Annotated in this window: 12 protein-coding genes; 11 read left to right on the top strand and 1 reads right to left on the bottom strand. The window is 46.9% G+C overall.

All coding sequences use genetic code 11. The features are described from left to right. Window positions 1–71: 71 nt before the first annotated feature. Window positions 72–1,826: an ABC transporter ATP-binding protein gene (locus BM184_RS02930; protein ID WP_086941369.1), complete on the top strand. Its 1,755-nt coding sequence runs from the start codon at window positions 72–74 to the stop codon at window positions 1,824–1,826. Continuing rightward, complete coding sequence (locus tag BM184_RS02935) at window positions 1,823–3,598, top strand: ABC transporter ATP-binding protein (RefSeq protein ID WP_086941370.1); 1,776 nt, start codon at window positions 1,823–1,825, stop codon at window positions 3,596–3,598. The genes BM184_RS02930 and BM184_RS02935 overlap by 4 nt, the downstream gene beginning before the upstream one ends. A 99-nt stretch (window positions 3,599–3,697) precedes the next feature. Here the strand turns inward: BM184_RS02935 and BM184_RS02940 are convergent, their stop codons facing one another. Beyond that, window positions 3,698–4,315 carry a lysophospholipid acyltransferase family protein gene (locus BM184_RS02940; RefSeq protein WP_086941371.1) on the bottom strand — a complete coding sequence of 206 codons (618 nt, stop codon included), beginning with the start codon at window positions 4,313–4,315 and terminating at the stop codon, window positions 3,698–3,700. Window positions 4,316–4,485: 170 nt separating this feature from the next. On the opposite strand from BM184_RS02940, the gene BM184_RS02945 reads away from it, so the two are divergent. The 9 genes from BM184_RS02945 (at window position 4,486) to BM184_RS02985 (ending at window position 18,538) form a co-directional block, all read left to right on the top strand. Further along, window positions 4,486–7,710: a DEAD/DEAH box helicase gene (locus tag BM184_RS02945; RefSeq protein ID WP_086941372.1), complete on the top strand. Its 3,225-nt coding sequence runs from the start codon at window positions 4,486–4,488 to the stop codon at window positions 7,708–7,710. 201 nt (window positions 7,711–7,911) lie between these two features. After that, window positions 7,912–8,697 carry a 30S ribosomal protein S2 gene (gene rpsB / locus BM184_RS02950; RefSeq protein ID WP_068559617.1) on the top strand — a complete coding sequence of 262 codons (786 nt, stop codon included), beginning with the start codon at window positions 7,912–7,914 and terminating at the stop codon, window positions 8,695–8,697. Window positions 8,698–8,832: 135 nt separating this feature from the next. Further along, window positions 8,833–9,714: a translation elongation factor Ts gene (gene tsf / locus BM184_RS02955; RefSeq protein ID WP_086941373.1), complete on the top strand. Its 882-nt coding sequence runs from the start codon at window positions 8,833–8,835 to the stop codon at window positions 9,712–9,714. An 87-nt stretch (window positions 9,715–9,801) separates the two neighbouring features. Further along, window positions 9,802–10,524, top strand: a complete 723-nt coding sequence (pyrH, locus tag BM184_RS02960; RefSeq protein ID WP_086941374.1) for a UMP kinase — start codon at window positions 9,802–9,804, stop codon at window positions 10,522–10,524. A gap of 2 nt (window positions 10,525–10,526) precedes the next feature. Continuing rightward, window positions 10,527–11,084: a ribosome recycling factor gene (gene frr, locus BM184_RS02965; RefSeq protein ID WP_086941375.1), complete on the top strand. Its 558-nt coding sequence runs from the start codon at window positions 10,527–10,529 to the stop codon at window positions 11,082–11,084. A gap of 155 nt (window positions 11,085–11,239) precedes the next feature. Further along, entirely contained in the window at window positions 11,240–12,001 is a 762-nt protein-coding gene (locus BM184_RS02970) for an isoprenyl transferase (RefSeq protein ID WP_086941376.1), read from the top strand. A gap of 11 nt (window positions 12,002–12,012) precedes the next feature. Beyond that, window positions 12,013–12,807, top strand: coding sequence for a phosphatidate cytidylyltransferase (locus BM184_RS02975; RefSeq protein ID WP_086941377.1), 795 nt, complete (start codon window positions 12,013–12,015; stop codon window positions 12,805–12,807). 36 nt (window positions 12,808–12,843) lie between these two features. After that, entirely contained in the window at window positions 12,844–14,118 is a 1,275-nt protein-coding gene (gene rseP, locus BM184_RS02980; RefSeq protein WP_086941378.1) for an RIP metalloprotease RseP, read from the top strand. Between the two features lie 82 nt (window positions 14,119–14,200). After that, the gene (locus BM184_RS02985; protein WP_086941379.1) at window positions 14,201–18,538 is read left to right on the top strand and encodes a PolC-type DNA polymerase III; all 4,338 of its coding nucleotides are present in this window, start codon (window positions 14,201–14,203) and stop codon (window positions 18,536–18,538) included. Window positions 18,539–18,701: the final 163 nt, after the last annotated feature.

Here is an 18,701-nt window from a genome sequence, read left to right on the forward strand (position 1 = left end):
TACAAAATGTGGATCTTTACGGTTCCACATTTTTATTTTGTCTGAATACAGGTAAGAAAGGGGTAATATACGTGAGTATTTTCAAAAAGCTAAGTTGGTTTTTCCGTCAGGAATGGAAAGCTTATTTTGTGGGCGTCTTTTTCCTGATAATTGTCGCAATTCTTCAAGTCGTTTCGCCGCGGGTCGTCGGCATCATCATCGATGAAATTGCGCTGGGAACTTTAACGATGGCGTCTTTGTGGAAGTGGTCGGCGGTCATATTGGTCGCAGGTGTCCTGCAATACCTCTTCCGTTATATTTGGCGGATGAAGATTTGGGGGACTTCGGCAGAACTGGAAAAGATACTTCGTTCACGATTGTTCAAGCATTTCACCGAAATGGATGCTGTCTTCTTCCAAAAGTACAGGACCGGCGATTTGATGGCGCATGCAACGAATGACTTGAATGCAATACGCATGGTCGCCGGCGCAGGCATACTGACACTGGCGGATTCGATTTCTTCAGGCGGTATTACGCTTTTTACAATGTTTTTCTTGATCGACTGGCGCTTGACGCTCATCGCCATGATTCCGTTGCCGGCTTTGACCTTGGTGTCGAGGATCCTCGGACAAAAGATGCACAAACGATTCCGCAAAGCGCAAGCGGCTTTCTCGAGTCTGAATGACAAAACGCAAGAGAGCGTATCCGGTGTCAAAGTCATCAAGACGTTCGGTGAAGAAGAAGAGGATATCCATGATTTCGAAGCGATGACGAAGGATGTCGTCGCGAAAAATAAGGCTGTCTACAGGGTCGACGCCTTATTTGATCCAGCGATTCAACTAATATTGGGACTTTCTTTTGCGCTGACAATCATCTTTGGTGGACGTTTTGTCGTGGAAGGCAGCATCAGCATCGGTCAGTTGGTCTCATTCATCAGTTACATCGGAATGATGGCATGGCCAATGTTGGCGGTAGGCAGATTGTTCAATGTGCTGGAACGGGGAAGTGCCAGTTACAGCAGGATCGATGAGCTTCTGAAGGAAAAATCAACGATTCAGGAGCAGAAGAATGCCATCCGGACTCCGGTAACAGGTGATCTGGATTTTCAAGTATCATCATTCAGTTACCCCAACAGCGAAGAAATCAGTCTCCAGGATGTCGGTTTCCATTTGGAGAAGGGACAAACATTAGGGATTGTAGGCAGAACCGGATCTGGCAAAAGTACGATTTTCCGCCTGCTGTTGCGGGAGTATGACCAATATACCGGCAGCATCAACTACAACGGGATTGATATCCGTGATTATTCATTGGATGCATTATTGAGCGGAATCGGTTACGTTCCTCAGGACAACTTCTTGTTCTCTTCTGACGTCAGGGAAAACATCCGTTTCGCTGATCCGTCCATCAGCCAACAAAAGGTTGAAGAGGCTGCGCTTTTGACTGCCATCCATCATGATATTCTCGGGTTTCCCGATGGTTATGATACATTAGTCGGCGAAAGGGGCGTTTCCTTATCCGGTGGGCAAAAACAGCGGATAGCGATTGCGCGGGCTCTGGTGACCGAACCGGAGCTGCTCATTCTGGATGATTCCTTATCCGCGGTGGATGCGAAGACCGAAGAAGCAATCCTGACGGGGCTTAAGGAAAAAAGAGCCGACCAGACAACGATCATCGCAGCCCATCGGATCAGCAGCGTGATGCATGCGAATGAAATCATTGTCCTTGATGAAGGGCGCATCGTCGAACGCGGTACCCATCATGAGTTGATGGAATTGGACGGTTGGTACCGCAGGATGTATGAAAAACAGCAACTCGAAACCAAATTGGAAGGGAAGGATGAAGCATGAGTGGATCAGCATGGTCTAAGACAATCCCATTGAAGGAGCAACTCCGGGTAACCAAAAGAATCTTCCGATTTGCCCATCCTTTCCGCTTTCAATTTTTGATCGCTTTGCTTTTCAGTATCGCGTTATCATTAGTGAATGTGGTGGCTCCGCGCATCATCCAAATTTACATGGATGATTATCTTGCTGTGGGCAATGTCACGACCAACATCAGCGTATTTTTTGCGATGGCCTATCTGGGCTCCATCCTGTTGAAGATGTTGGTCACGTATCTGCAGCGTTACATATTCAGCATGGCATCGGAACAAACCGTTGAGAATATCCGCAATGCCGTTTTCCGCAAGATCAATCAATTGGGGATGCGCTATTACGATACGACGCCAGCCGGTTCGATCGTTTCGCGCGTCACCAATGACACAGAAACCATCAAGGAATTCTGGAATGTATTTTTGGCCTTGGCAGAAGGGATCTTCAGCATCGTCACTGTGTTCATCGCTATGTGGACATTGGATAAGCAGATTTCCCTTCTCTTCATCGTTTTTGTGCCGATAATGGCCGGTCTGATTTGGTATTATCAAAAATACAGCACGCGCGTTTACCGTACGATGCGCGAAAGGCTGAGCCAGCTGAACACGAAATTGAATGAATCGATTTCCGGCATGGCGATCATCCAGCAGTTCCGTCAAGAAAAGCGGCTGCGCGCGGAATTTGATCAAATCAATGACGACTACAGCAAAGGTCGCGTAGCGATGGTTCAGATGAACGCTTTGATGTTGATGCCGGTCGTCAATCTGTTGCAGGCAATTGCTTTGGCGATCGTCCTTTGGTTGTTTGGCTATCAGACATTGAATGGCGTCGTGGAGCTGGGAGTCATCTATGCTTTCACTACCTATATCCAAAATTTCTTCCGTCCGATGGGGATGATGATGGATAACCTCAGCGCCCTTCAGGACGGCATCGTCTCCAGTTCACGGGTCCTGAGCGTTCTGGATAATGCCGAATTGGCGCCAAGCCAACCTGAAGATTCGGAATTGGAAATCATCCAGGGCAGGATCGAATTCAAAGATGTTTCCTTCTCTTATGACGGCAAACAGGATGTGCTCAAAGACATCAGCTTTACAGCCAATCCGGGCGAGACGGTTGCGTTGGTTGGGCATACGGGCAGCGGCAAAAGCTCCATCATCAATGTGTTGCTGCGTTTTTACGAGTTCGAGAAAGGCGATATTTTGATTGACGGGAAATCCATCAAGACTTATCCGATCGACGAGATTCGCTCGAAAATAGGCTTGGTCCTGCAGGACTCCTTCCTTTTCTACGGCGACATCTCCCACAATATCCGTTTGATGAACAAAGGATACAGCGATCGGGACATTGAGGCCGCGGCAGCATTTGTGCATGCCGATTCATTCATCGAGTCGCTGCCGGGAGGCTACCATGCAAAAGTGATCGAACGCGGGGCCAGCTATTCAAGCGGCGAAAGACAATTGATTTCGTTTGCCCGGACGATTTTGCGGGATCCGAAAGTGCTCATCCTTGACGAGGCGACTGCCAATATCGATACCGAAACGGAGCTGCTGATCCAAGAAAGTATGCGCAAAATGCGTGAAGGTCGAACGACGATTGCAATCGCGCATCGCCTGTCCACTATTCGGGATGCTCATCTGATTCTTGTGCTGGACAAAGGGCGCGTCATCGAAAGAGGCACGCATGAAGAACTGATCGCAAAACGGGGAACCTATTATGACATGTACATGCTGCAGTCGATGAACGATTGATTGGCTGGTACAAAATAAAAAAAACAGCGCCGGAATTTTTTTCCGGTGCTGTTTTTGTATTTTTGTTATTGAATCGGAGATTGCCGATGTTGCTTGGCGTTATTTTGCTACGTAAACGAAATTCGGATCGATCTCCTGATCCAACTGGCGGAAGGTGGTTCCGAGCAATTCGTCGTAGGCAGCCAGTTCTTCTCTGGAAATCCTCTTTTCCTTCGGCAGATAGATTGGCTTGCCGAAGCGGACAGTCGCTTTTTTGCGTTTCAGCAGATCCTTGAATGTGAGCGGACCCTGATAGACAACCGGAAGGATCGGAACATTGGCCAACCTGGCTATGGAAGAAGTTCCGCCTTTGATTTCCGCGGAATGTCTCGAACCGGTAGGGAAGATCAGCAGATTGGTTTTGCCCTCCTTCAAAATTGAAACAGGCTTTTTCAGGGCGCTCGGACCCGGGTTTTCACGATTGACAGGGAAGGCGTTCATGTGAGTGAGCACCCAAGTAATGAATTTACCTTTGAAAAGTTCTTGCTTCGCCATCGAGGAAAATACATGCGGGTATACGCCAAACGAAATGAAAATGGGATCCAGCAGACTTCTGTGAGGTGCAGCAAGGATAAAAGCTGTATCTTTGGGAATATACTCTTTGTTTTGGATTTCAGTCTTCCCGTTCAGGATACGGAACAGAAATCTCACAATGATAACGACTGTTTTAAAAAACATGACAGGGCTCCTTTTGCTTTAGCATTATGCTAATTAGTATGGGATAGTTTGTGGAATATTTCAAGTTAAATATTACGCTCTGGCCGGCGTTAAAGGGGAAGAAGGTATATTTTTCGACAGAATTGCAGTACAATAAAGGATGGACAGCAAGAAGCAGAGGAAGTGATTGCGTGAAATGGAGTATGCCGGACAAGTTGATACAAGAGGGACGCGAATATGTGAATGAGGATCGCGTGCTATCCGTACAACCGGATTTCCACAGCCAGGTTTGGCATTGTGAGGTGCTCGGCAGTAAAATGTATCATGTCACCTTAGACGGGACAGCCAGAGAACAGGATGTATGTCAGTGCAAATACTGGAAAAATCACCAGTATTGCAAGCATACGATCGCTGTTGAATTGTATCTGAAAGAGAAATGCGGCACCCGTATTTTGACGGAAAGCAGCGCTGAGCAGTTTCAGGTAGATGCGGAAACTGCCGGTCAAGAATTTGTGAATGACTTGACGCAGATTTTCTTTCAAGAAAACAAAGGCGCCCAAAGTCTTACCACCCAAGCAGATTTTTTAGTGCAGTATACGCTGCAGGTTCTGCGCATGAAGCCAAACAATCTGATGCAAAACACAGGTGAGCATGTATTGGCTCTGTCCTTGCGTGCAGGGGTCGATAAACCCTACATGGTCACCAATATCGAACAATTTACGGAACAATTCATCAAACAAGAAAAATGGGAATACCGCCTCGGTGATGTGATCGCTTTCCGGACAGTCAAGATACAGGAATTGGACCAGCCTATCATCTACCGGTTGCATAAGTTACTGGAAGAGCAACCCGCTGCGTTAAATAAGCAATTGTTGAATGTCACGGCCAGAAAATTGGATTCCTATCTGATCCTTCCGCCGAGTTCAGCGCACTCCATTTTGGCTGATTTGATCCAAACCGGCAGGGTCGAATGGATTGCCGGCGATCAAACGTATCCGGATGTGCAGATCAGTCCCGAAAAACCGGGCTATCAATTCCTGCTGGGAAAGAAAGGCAAAGGAATAGAGCTACGCATCCAGCGGGACAATATCATCCATCTGTTGGATTATGACTGGTTGATTGAAGGCAACAAAGTCCATCCGCTCAGTGTGAAGCAGCATAAACTTTTGGGGTACCTCTCTTTCTTTGAAAAACGTTTTGAGGATGCAAGTGTGATCGGAATCGAAGAGACCGACGTATCGGATTTGCTGACCTATGTCATCCCATTGCTGAAACAGATCGGATCGGTGCACTTCAGCGAGGAACTGGAGCGCAACATCATCGATGAGCCGTTGACTGTCTCCATCCATTTCCGTGGACCTGCCAAGCGCATAAAAGGGGAAATTTTCTTCAAATACGGGGAAACGGTCTTCCTACAGAACCGCGCCTCCAAAGCAGAGTCGCAATTCCTGATCAGGGACACAATAGGCGAAGAAAGAATCCTGCAGGTATTGGAAAATTTGGAATTCAACATTATCGAAAACCAAATATCCTTCCTGGCCACAAAAGATGTCGACCTATTCAGCTTCCTTTACAGAAAAATACCAACTTTGCGCCGCTATGCAGAGGTCGAATTAAGTCCGGATCTGCAGAACCTGATAGTCGAGAACACAGCAGTTTCAACTTCAGTCCAACGCAGAACGAGGGATTCCTTCTTGGATATCCGTTTTGATGTCGGTGGCATTTCGGAAAATGAAATAGACAGATTATTGAACAGCCTCAAAAAAAATGATGCCTATTACAAAACAGAAGACGGGCGCATCCTGTCTCTGGAGACTGAAACAATGAGGGAGATGAATCGTTTCCTTTCGTTGATCAAAGATGAGTCTCAGCTTCACGATGGGACTCTCTCCATGCCGATGATCAAAAGCATGACGCTTGAAAAAGAAATCAATGATCTGAACCCTGAAGTCGGCAGCCAAGATTTCCTTAATGAGTTGTATCATTTCATCAAGCACCCGAACGAGTTCCCGGCTGAACTGCCGAAAACGTTGCAGGCGGATTTGCGTCCGTACCAAGTCACCGGCTTCAAATGGCTGAAATTCCTTGCCAACTATGGCTTAGGCGGTATTTTGGCCGATGAAATGGGACTGGGCAAAACGCTGCAGCTGATCACCTTCCTGCTCAGCGAAGTTGAGGAAGGGAAGAATGAAGGCAAACCCGCTTTGGTGATCGCGCCGGCTTCACTGATCTACAACTGGAAATACGAATTCCAAAAATTTGCGCCCTTGCTTGAGATAAGCGTCATCAGCGGCGTGAAAAAGGAACGGGAAGAGCAACTGTCACAGCTGCCGGAGAATGGCATTGCGATCACCTCATATCAAAGTTTCCGTCAGGACATCGAATCTTATCAAAAATGTGATTTCTACGCGATGATTCTGGACGAATCCCAGTACGTCAACAACTATAATACGAAGACGTTCCGGGCGATAGCCAAAATGAATGCCCGGGTCAATATCGCTTTGAGCGGAACACCAATCGAGAACAGCGTGACGGAATTTTGGGCGATTTTCCAATTGATTTTGCCTGGGTTGTTCCCGAAACTGCAGGAATTCAAAAAAATGTCACTCGAAGACATTTCCAAAACAGCCAAACCCTTCATGTTGCGCAGGCTGAAGGCGGATGTGTTGGGCGACCTTCCCGAAAAATCGGAAGCGGATATCTACAGCAGCCTCAACCGTGACCAAAAAATCATGTATTTGGCTTATCTGCAGCAACTGCAGGAAAAGGTTTCTGATTATGACAGTGAAGATTTCCAACGGAACCGCATGGAAATTTTGGCCGGGCTGACCCGTCTGCGTCAAATCTGCTGCGATCCCCGCTTAGTGGATGTGGCCTACGAGGGCGGATCGGGTAAATTGGAACAACTGGTCGAGATTTTGAAGAACGCTCAAGAAAACAACCAGCACGTTTTGGTTTTTTCACAGTTCACTTCCATGCTGAAATTGATCGAAGCAGAGTTGGCCAAGGAAAATTTAAGTCATCTGTACCTCAGCGGGAAAACCCCTCCTGCCGAAAGGATTACGCTTGTCAACCAGTTCAATGAAGGCCAGACTGATGTCTTTTTGATTTCCCTGAAAGCGGGCGGAACCGGGTTGAATCTGACCGGCGCAGATACGGTGATCCTTTTTGATCTATGGTGGAATCCGGCAGTCGAAGAGCAAGCCGCAGGCAGAGCGCATCGCATCGGCCAAAAGAAAAACGTGCAAGTGTATCGATTCATCGCAGAAGGAACCATCGAAGAGAAAATCAATCAACTCCAGCAAGACAAAAAAATGCTCTTTGATCAATTGATCGTATCGGAAGGGGAAGAGGCGCTCAGCAGACAAAGGTTGACGAACGATGATATCAAGCAGATTCTGGGGATCCAATCCTGAAATATCCGGTGAGGATGCTGCCGCTATTCATTTTCTGAAAAAACACTTGCTTCTTTCAGCGTAATTCGATATAATTATCAACGGTGCAAAACCACATTTCACACCTTGATCGATACGGCGGACGTTGCTTATCGTAAGATGAGTTTCTGCTGTAGAAGAAATCAGGGGAGGAAAATAAAAACAAACTTGGAGGAAATAAACATGGCAGTAATTTCAATGAAACAATTATTGGAAGCAGGCGTACACTTCGGTCACCAGACTCGTCGTTGGAACCCAAAAATGAAGAGATACATCTTCACAGAAAGAAACGGTATCTACATCATCGACTTGCAAAAAACTGTGAAATTAGTCGACGAAGCATACAAATATATGCTTAACGTTGCTGAAGAAGGCGGCGTAGCTTTATTCGTAGGGACTAAAAAACAAGCGCAAGATTCAATCAAAGACGAAGCTATCCGTTCAGGTCAGTTCTTCGTAAATCACCGTTGGTTAGGTGGTACTTTGACTAACTGGGATACTATCCAAAAACGTATCAAACGTTTGAAATCAATCGAAGCTATGTCTGAAGACGGCACTTTCGAACTACTTCCTAAAAAAGAAGTTTCAATCTTGAAAAAAGAACAAGAACGTTTGGAAAAATTCTTGGGCGGTATCAAAGATATGCCTAGAATCCCGGATGTAATGTTCATCGTTGACCCAAGAAAAGAAAGAATCGCTGTTCAAGAAGCGCACAAATTGAACATTCCTATCGTCGCTATGGTTGACACTAACTGTGATCCAGATGAAATCGACGTAGTAATCCCTTCAAATGATGATGCTATCCGTGCAGTTAAATTGATCACTGCTAAAATGGCTGATGCTTTCATCGAAGGCAACCAAGGAAATGATCAAGCTGAAATTTCTGTTGAAGAAACTTTTGCAGCTGAAGCTGATGAAGCAACTTCATTAGAAGAAATCGTTGAAGTCGTTGAAGGCGACAACGAATAATATTTCCTATTTAGTTTGAAGTAACGAGCTGTCTCAGAAAAGAAGAAAGATATAGCCAATTAGGTAGCCGACATCTTTTCTATCTCTTTGGGGCAGTTTTTTTTATGAAAAAGAATATTCAGGAGGAATCATAGAATGGCACAAGTAACAGCAAAAATGGTTAAAGAATTACGCGACATGACAGGCGTAGGCATGATGGATGCTAAAAGAGCTCTAGTAGAAGTCGATGGCGACATGGACAAAGCGGTTGACTACCTAAGAGAAAATGGTATGGCAAAAGCAGCTAAAAAAGCTGACCGTATCGCTGCTGAAGGACTTGCAAACGTATATGTTGACGGAAATACAGCTGTTATCGCTGAAATCAATGCAGAAACTGACTTTGTTGCGAAAAACGACAAATTCCAAAACTTGGTAGCTGATATCACAGCAATCATCGCTAAAAACAAGCCAGAAACTTTGGAAGCTGCTTTAGCAATCGAAACTGCTGAGGGTTCATTGAACGATGTTATCTTGAACGCTACTACAGTAATCGGCGAAAAAATTACTTTGCGTCGTTTTACTATCGTTGAAAAAACGGATGCTGATGCTTTCGGCGCTTACCTGCACCAAGGCGGACGTATCGCTGTATTGACAGTATTGGAAGGATCTACTGATGCTGATGCTGCTAAGGACATCTCTATGCACATCGCTGCCATCAATCCTAAATATGTTTCTCGCGACGAAGTTTCTGCAGAAGAACTTGAGCATGAGAAGAAAGTTCTTACTGAACAAGCATTGAACGAAGGCAAACCAGCCAACATCGTTGAAAAAATGATCGTAGGCCGTTTGAACAAATTCTTGAGCGAAATTTCATTGAACGATCAACCTTTTGTTAAAGATCCAGATCAAACAGTTTCACAATATGCTGCATCTAAAGGCGGCTCTGTTAAATCATTCGTCCGCTACGCTGTAGGCGAAGGTATCGAAAAACGCTCTGTGGACTTCGCAGAAGAAGTTATGAGCCAAGTCAAAAAATAATGAAAATTGCCCCTTAATTGGGGCTTTTTTATCATAGTCATAAGCCTGATTGATCAGGGGTCAGCCAATTACGGAGGGAAATATAGAATGAGTGAACCAAAATACAAACGCGTTGTTTTAAAACTAAGTGGTGAAGCTTTAGCGGGCAACACTGGTTTCGGAATCAACCCACCGACGATTGAAGAAATCGTAAAAGAAATCAAAGAAGTCCATGACTTGGGCGTGGAAATCGCTATCGTTGTGGGCGGAGGCAATATTTGGCGCGGTACGACTGGCGCTGAAATGGGTATGGAGAGAGCGCAAGCCGACTATATGGGTATGCTTGCGACTGTCATGAATTCTCTGGCTCTTCAGGATGCACTGGAGAATGAAGGGGTTCCTACCCGTGTGCAGACTTCCATCGAAATGAGACAAATTGCTGAACCTTATATCCGCAGAAGAGCTGTCCGTCACCTTGAAAAAGGACGCGTTGTGATCTTTGCTGCCGGTACCGGCAATCCATACTTCTCTACTGACACGACAGCAGCCCTTCGTGCCGCTGAAATCAATGCTGACGTTATTTTGATGGCTAAGAACAATGTTGATGGGGTCTATTCATCCGATCCGATGAAGGATTTGAACGCAACAAAATTCTCTGAATTGACTCATTTGGATGTTATTTCCAAAGGACTGCAAGTAATGGATACCACAGCAAGCTCATTAAGCATGGATAACGACATCCCGCTGGTTGTATTTAACTTAAACAGACAAGGGAATATTCGCCGTGTTATAATGGGAGAAGATATCGGAACGACTGTTAGGGGGAAATAATCATGGTTAAAGCAATCCTGGATAATGCGCTCGAAAGAATGAAAAAGACGGAAGCTGCTCTGATCCGCGAACTCGGCTCGATTCGGGCTGGCCGCGCGAATGCGAGTTTATTGGACCGCATCGAAGTGGAATACTACGGAGCGAGCACGCCAGTGAATCAGTTGGCTTCCATCACGATTCCTGAAGGACGCATGTTGTTGGTAACACCTTACGATAAATCCAGTATCGGTGATATCGAACGCGCAATCTACCAGAGCGACTTGGGCATCAACCCAGCCAACGACGGAAACGTCATCCGTTTGGTGATTCCGCCATTAACTTCAGAAAGACGCAAAGAGTTGGCGAAAACCGTCGGCAAAGAAAATGAAGCGGCTAAGATCTCTATCCGCAATATCCGCCGCGATGCCATCGAAGCGTTGAAAAAAGCAGAAAAGAACAAAGAAATCACAGAAGACGAGTTGCGCACTTACGAAAAGAAGGTACAAGAGTTCACCGACAAATCTTCCAAAGAAATCGACAAAATAACAGCGGACAAAGAAAAAGAAATTTTGGACGTTTAAAATTCCATCCGTTGGAAAGCAGCCAGGGCGCAAATCATTTCGAATGATTTGTGCCCTGGCTCTTTTTAAAAATTATATAATTTCCTGTTAATCATAGGAATTCGGGCGGGTTTTTGTTAAAATAAAAAGAGTTACGAAAAAGTGAGGGATAAAGCATGGCTCTATTCAAGAGTGAGAATCCAAAAACAGATTTGCCGTTCGATGAGAACGGCATCGTTCCAGCCCATGTCGCCATCATCATGGACGGAAACGGCCGTTGGGCTAAGAATAAATTGATGCCGCGGGTCTACGGACATAAAGAGGGCATGAATACCGTGAAAAGGATAGCCATAGAAGCAAGTCGCCTGAACATTAAGGTACTGACGCTATATGCCTTTTCAACAGAAAACTGGAAACGTCCGACTGATGAAGTCAAGTTTTTGATGGGTTTGCCCATCGATTTTTTTGATGTATTCATGCCGGAATTGATGCAGAACAACATCAAAGTGACGACCATCGGCTGGATAGATCAATTGCCCGAGAAGACGCTGAAGGTCGTGCAAAATGCGATCGAAAAAACGAAAGACAATACCGGTTTGATTTTGAATTTCGCTTTGAATTATGGTTCCAGGGCTGAAATCCTTCAAGCCACAAAAATGATTGCACGCGACGTTGAATCGGGCACACTCTCAGCAGACGCAATCACTGATGAAGTATTCGCTGGATATCTATTCACAAGCGGACTTGGTGAATGGCAGGATCCCGACTTGCTGATCCGCACCAGCGGAGAAATCCGGTTGAGCAACTTTTTGCTTTGGCAGGCTGCCTACAGCGAAATGTACTTCACGGAGGAATTTTGGCCTGATTTTTCAACAGCCAGCTTACAGGCTGCGTTAGCTGAATATCAGCATCGCAATCGTCGCTTCGGCGGCATATAGGGAGGATACATATGAAGACAAGAGTCATCACAGGCGTATTGGCTGCTGCCGTTTTTATCCCATTCCTATGGTTTGGGGGACTGCCGTTGCAATTGCTCATGACAGCAATCGGCTTGATCGCAGTCCAAGAATTATTGAAAATGAAAAAAATGTCCATTTTCAGTGTGGAGGGTATCATAACTGCTTTGGCGACCGTCCTTTTGATGTTGCCGGAATCCTATCTGCACTTCATCCCTGACGGCATTGATGCCATGCTTTTGATATACTTGGAAGCGTTGATACTGTTCGTGTTTACAGTGTTCTCAAGAAATGATTTTTCATTTGACGATGCAGCTGCTTCCGTTCTGACTTCCCTTTATGTGGGGAGAGGATTTTATTATTTCATGCAGACAAGGGATATCGGCTTTTGGATGGTGCTTTTAGTGCTGTTCATCATCTGGGGGACGGATATCGGCGCTTACATGATCGGAAGAAAAATAGGCAAGAACAAATTGGCACCGGCAATCAGCCCCAACAAAACAATCGAAGGCTCCGTCGGCGGATCGGTCGCTGCTGTGTTGATCGCTATCGTGTTTTTCCATTACTACAATCCCCTGGGGTTATCGATGGGACTCCAGATCATGCTGGCTGTCCTGCTTTCGGTCTGCGGCCAGATGGGTGATCTGGTTGAATCGGCATTCAAACGCTACTTCGGTGTCAAGGATGCCGGGAAGATATTGCCCGGACATGGCGGTATGCTTGATCGGTTCGACAGCACGCTTTTTGTGATGCCTGTGTTCCATATTTTTCTGCATTTCATATTTTAACAAAGCGAAGGCAAGATAAAGAAAGGGAGGGATTACATGTTTCAGACAATCATAACGTTCATTATCGTGTTCAGCATATTAGTGATCATCCATGAATTCGGCCATTTCTATTTTGCGAAAAAAGCTGGCATTTTGGTTCGTGAATTCGCAATCGGCATGGGACCGAAAATCTTCTCTCATCGCAATAACGGAACAACCTATACGATCCGGATGCTGCCCATCGGCGGTTATGTGCGGATGGCCGGCATCGGGGATGAGGACAACGAGTTGAAACCCGGTATGCCGCTTAACATATCCCTTGACGAAGCACAACAGGTCACTCAAATAGATTTAAGCAACAAACAGCATTTGCAGGCTGTTCCGATAGAATTACTGGAGGCTGATCTGGAACACGCACTCTTCATAAAAGGGATCATTCCGGGAAGTTCGGAACCAGTTACCTATGCGGTCAAACGCGATGCGACAATCATCGAAACCGACGGAACGGAGGTTCAGATCGCTCCCATCGATGTGCAATACCAATCAGCTCCTTTGCTGAAACGGATGATGACGAACTTTGCGGGGCCGATGAATAATTTCATTTTGGGTATCGCCGTGTTCATTACGATTGCGTTCGTGCAAGGCGGAGTTACGGTCAACGATAACCGGCTAGGGGAAATCCAACCGGAAAGCCCGGCGCAGGCAGCCGGATTGCGGGTAGATGACGAAGTGCTGGCTGTGAATGGCGAGGAAATCGCCGATTGGACGGAACTGGTTGCGTCCATCCAAGCTAATCCGGGCAACGAAATCACACTTACAGTCATGACAGGCGGCCAGGAAGCACGTGATGTCCTCGTCACGCCTGACACGAAAACCGATGAGCAAGGTAATGACTATGGCTTGATCGGTGTCGCTCCCCCTATGGATCGCACCTTGATGGCTAAAATCAGTTACGGATTCGAAGAGTTCTGGGTGATCGCCACTTCCATTTTCGGTCTGGTCTTCGCCATGTTCAGGACCGGCTTCCAGGCTGATTCATTCGGCGGGCCTGTCGCCATCTATGCGGCTACCGAACAAGTCGTTGATTATGGCTTTCTTAGCGTGCTCAGTTTCCTGGCTTACTTGAGCATCAACCTTGGTGTCGTGAATCTGTTGCCGATTCCGGCTTTGGATGGCGGAAAACTGCTGCTGAACGTAGTGGAAGGAATCAGAGGCAAGCCACTGGATCCGGAGAAGGAAGGCATCATCACAGCTGTCGGAATGGGACTTCTGCTCTTGCTGATGGTCATCGTCACTTGGAATGATATTCAAAGATTTTTCTTTGGCCAATGATAGAAAGAAAATAGGAAGATTCAAAGAAAGGAAAGTTCATTCTTTGGATCTTTTTGTTCGTTAGTTGAGAAGGAGAGATCAAATGGCATTATCGAAACATGAATTGTTCCAACAGATGCTGGAACAGATAAATCTGCATCACCAACCGGAGTATCTACCGTATTTTGAAAGCGGGGAAATCGAACGGGTCATCGTGCATAAAAAATCCAAATTATGGTCATTCCAGTTCGTTTTTGATAACGTCCTGCCTTTCGAAGTGTTCAATGCTTTGATGAACCACATGAAAATAAAATTCCAATCCATCGCCACGATCGATTTTCAGATCAAAACAAGGAAACCGATTTTGACGAACGAGAGCATTCTGGATTATTGGGAAACGGTCGTCCAGCGCAGCAACATATCCTCTCCGCTGGTTCAGAGTCTGTTTGCCAAGCATACGCCAGTTGTCCTGGACAACAAAGTCGTGATCAATGTTGAAAACGAGATCACCAAAAATCATTTGGCGGATAACTACTTATCCGTGATCCAACAGAACTACCTGGTCTTGGGATTTCCAAGTTTCCAAATCACGATTGAAGTGGACGAGGCAGCCTCCGAAGCCAGAATGGCACAATATCTGGCAAGGAAACAAGAGCAGGATGAAATGCTGGTCAAACAAGCAGAAGAAGCCATCAAACAAAACCAACAGGAAAGACAGCGCAGTGATGGGTCTCAATCTAAAGCAGGCAGCAACGGCCCTTTGTTGATCGGCAGACAAATTTCCGGCAAGGAAGAAATCAAGCAGATGGCTTCAATTACCGAAGAAGAGCGGTCCGTGGTCATCGAAGGCTATATTTTTGACAGCGAAATCCGTGAACTGCGCTCCGGCCGAAAACTGCTTGTATTCAAAATGACGGATTACACTTCCTCGTTTTCGGTTAAGCTGTTCTCTTCGAATGAAACAGATGAACAAAACTTCGAGCTGGTCAAAAAAGGCATCTGGGTGCGCGTACGCGGAAGTGTCCAAGAAGACACGTTCATGCGTGATTTGGTTGTGAATGCCCGGGACGTGAACGAGGTGGCTCATGCGGAACGGAAAGATCGTGCGCCCGAAGACGAAAAAAGGGTGGAATTGCATCTGCATTCAAACATGAGTCAGATGGATGCCACCAACGGCATCGGTGATTTTGTCAAACAAGCAGCGAAATGGGGACACAAAGCCATTGCTCTGACTGACCATGCAGCTGCGCAAGGCTACCCCGATGCCCACGCAGCCGGAAAAGCGAACAATGTTAAAATACTGTACGGAATTGAAGCATACGTTGTCGATGATGGCGTTCCGATAGCCTATAATCCGGTCCATGAGGATCTCAGCGAAGCGACCTATGTCGTATTCGACGTGGAAACGACTGGATTGTCGGCAGTGTACGACACGATCATCGAGCTGGCTGCCGTAAAGATGTACAAAGGCAATGTCATCGCGACATTCGAAGAATTCATCAATCCTGGCCATCCATTATCGCAGACTACCATCCAATTGACCGGAATAACCGATGACATGGTGCGCGATTCCAAACCGGAAAAAACGGTGCTCGAGGAATTCGCCGCATTCGCTGAGGGAACCATTCTCGTAGCCCACAATGCCAGTTTTGACATGGGCTTCCTGAACAACAGCTATGAACGCTACGGCATGCCAGAAGCACCACAACCAGTGATCGATACTTTGGAGATGTCCCGTTTCTTGCATCCCCAATTGAAATCCCATCGTTTGAATACGTTGGCGAAACGCTATGGTGTCGGCTTGGAACAGCATCACCGTGCCGTTTACGATTCCGAAACAACCGGGGCACTCTGCTGGATATTCCTTAAGGAAGCCCGCGATGAGCACAACATCCTGTTTCATGATGAACTAAACAAATACATAGGCGGTGGCGATTCATACAAACGGGCCCGGCCTTTCCATGCAACGATTTTGGCAAAAAATCAGGATGGGCTGAAGGACCTGTTCAAAATCATTTCTGCTTCGAACATCGATTATTATTACCGGACACCGCGCCTTCCGCGCAGCGTCCTGCAAGCTAGCCGGGAAAACTTATTGATCGGTTCTGCCTGCAGCGAAGGCGAGATATTTGAGGCGATGATGCAAAAAGGGGCGGAAGCAGCAAAAGCGAAAGCCAAGTTCTATGATTACATCGAAGTCATGCCGAAAGAAGTCTACGCCCCGCTCATCACGAAGGAACTGGTCAAGAATGAAAGCGATCTGGAAGAGATCATCACCCAGATTGTCGCCATTGGGGATGAACTGGGCAAAACGGTCGTCGCAACCGGGAATGTCCATTACCTGAACAAGGAGGACGCCATCTACCGGGAAATATTGATCGGATCTTTGAAGGTGAACCAAGGGAAAGTCCTGCACATGCCGGAAGCCCATTTCCGGACGACTGATGAGATGTTGGACTGTTTCTCCTTCCTCGGCAAAGAAAAAGCCAAGGAAATCGTCGTGTACAACACCCAAAAAATTGCCGACAGCATTGAAGTGATTGTCCCGATCAAGGACCAATTGTATACGCCGAACATGGAGGGGGCGAACGAGGAGGTCACGCGACTTTCTTATGATGAAGCAAAACGTCTCTATGGCGAAGAACTCCCTGAACTGGTCGAAAAAAGGCTGGAGAAAGAGCTCAACTCGATCATCGGCAACGGCTTCTCGGTCATCTATCTGATTTCCCAAAAACTGGTGCTGAAAAGCAACCAGGACGGTTACCTGGTAGGGTCCCGGGGCTCGGTCGGCTCAAGTTTTGTAGCCACCATGACCGGGATAACGGAAGTCAATCCTTTGCCGCCGCATTACCGCTGCCCGGAATGCAAATATTCCTATTTCTATGAAGACGGATCGATCGGTTCCGGGTACGATCTGGAGAAAAAGGATTGTCCGAAATGCGGAACAGACATGGACCGCGATGGGCACGACATACCTTTCGAAACTTTCCTTGGTTTCTACGGAGACAAAGTTCCCGATATCGACTTGAACTTCTCAGGGGAATACCAAGCACAGGCCCATGCCTACACGAAAGAGCTCTTCGGCGAGGAGTATGTGTACCGGGCCGGAACGATCGGCACGGTTGCGGACAAGACAGCTTATGGGTATGTGAAAGCCTACGAGCGGGACCACAACTTCAGATTCTCATCGGCGGAAATCGACAGGTTGGCAAAAGGCTGCACGGGCGTGAAACGGACGACCGGACAGCATCCCGGCGGCATCATCGTCATTCCGGACTATATGGATGTCTATGATTTCACACCGATCCAGTTCCCGGCCGATGCGCAGGACTCTGAGTGGAAAACGACCCACTTCGACTTCCACTCCATCCATGATAACGTGCTGAAATTGGATATACTTGGACACGATGATCCGACCGTAATCCGGATGCTGCAGGATCTGTCCGGAATCGATCCGCAGACAATCCCGCCCAACGATCCGGATGTCATGAAGATTTTCGGCGGTACCGAAGTGTTGGGGATCACGCCGGAGCAGATATTCAGCAAAACCGGAACACTCGGAATACCTGAATTCGGGACGCGCTTTGTCCGTGGGATGCTGGAGCAGACGAGCCCGAACACCTTTGCGGAATTGCTGCAGATTTCGGGCCTTTCCCACGGTACGGACGTTTATCTGGGCAATGCCGAAACGCTCATCCGCGAGAACAACATCCCGTTGGCGGACGTTATCGGCTGTCGTGATGACATCATGGTCTATCTGATCCATCACGGTATGGATGACGGACTGGCCTTCAAAATCATGGAGAGTGTCCGTAAAGGGAAGGGGATCCCTGATGACTGGCAAGCGGAGATGCGGGCGAAGGAAATACCTGAATGGTATATCCAGTCGTGCCTGAAGATCAAATACATGTTCCCGAAAGCCCATGCGGCTGCGTACGTATTGATGGCTTTGCGTGTTGCTTATTTCAAAGTGCACCAGCCGATCCGTTATTACTGCGCCTTCTTCTCCGTGCGCGCGCAGGATTTTGATTTGGTTGCGATGACGCAAGGGAAAGAAATGATCAAGACCCGCATGAAAGAAATCATGGACAAGGGTTTGGAAGCGTCGGTCAAGGAAAAAAGTTTGTTGACCGTCCTTGAATTGGCGAACGAGATGGTGGAGCGCGGCTTCAACTTCAAGATGGTCGATCTTGATAAATCGCACGCCAATAATTTCGTGATCGAGGGGGACGCACTGATTGCGCCGTTCCGGGCCATCCCAGGATTAGGCGGCAACGTGGCGAACCAGATCGTTCAAGCGAGGGAAGCCCAACCGTTCCTTTCCAAAGAGGATCTGGCGACGAGAGGGAAGGTTTCGAAAACGATCATCGATTACATGAATGAAAACGGAGTGTTGAAAAACTTACCCGATGAAAATCAACTTTCTTTATTTGATTTTTAGAGGAAGGCTATTCCAAAGCCTTTAGATTGGTAAGTCCTTGCATTTACTGACACAATGGTGTATGATTATAAAAGAATAAGTCGTCGGATGGAGTGAGCGGAAACGCTCACTCTTTTTACGCAGTCAGCCAATGTAAGACAGTGGTGTAGGATTGATAAAGGAG

Source organism: Trichococcus pasteurii, from assembly GCF_900112935.1.
Taxonomy (GTDB): Bacteria; Bacillota; Bacilli; order Lactobacillales; family Aerococcaceae; genus Trichococcus; species Trichococcus pasteurii.